The organism is Caulobacter sp. 602-1, assembly GCF_003931565.1.
In the GTDB taxonomy this organism is placed as follows: domain Bacteria; phylum Pseudomonadota; class Alphaproteobacteria; order Caulobacterales; family Caulobacteraceae; genus Caulobacter.
This window is the reverse complement of sequence record NZ_RRYI01000067.1, coordinates 1-329: the sequence shown is the minus strand read 5'-3', so window position 1 is coordinate 329 and position 329 is coordinate 1. Positions and strand designations below refer to the sequence as shown.

1 protein-coding gene is annotated in these 329 nt (G+C 72.3%); it reads right to left on the bottom strand.

Annotated features, from left to right (window positions below; translation table 11 throughout):
* Positions 1–329, bottom strand: a 329-nt coding sequence (locus EIK80_RS25270) for an alanine racemase (protein ID WP_199743632.1), incomplete at both ends; no start/stop codon positions are given.

Here is a 329-nt window from a genome sequence, read left to right as displayed (position 1 = left end):
CCCGGTATCCACCTTGACGGTCACCGTCGCCGTCCGGCCGGTCCGGCGCACCGCGTGCAACAGTTCGTCGAGTTGGCGCAGCGAGGACACCGCGACCTGCACGTCGGCCAGCAGCGCGGGCCCGAAGTCGATGCCGGGCGGATGCAGCCAGGCCAGCACCGGTGCGGTAATGCCATCAGCGCGCAGCGCTAGCGCCTCGTCGACGGTGGCGACGCCGAGTTCGGCCGCACCGGCTCCCAGGGCGGTTTGGGCGACGCGCGTAGCACCGTGACCGTAGCCGTCGGCCTTGACCACCGCCATCAGCTGCGCGTGGCCGGCGTGCTCACGCA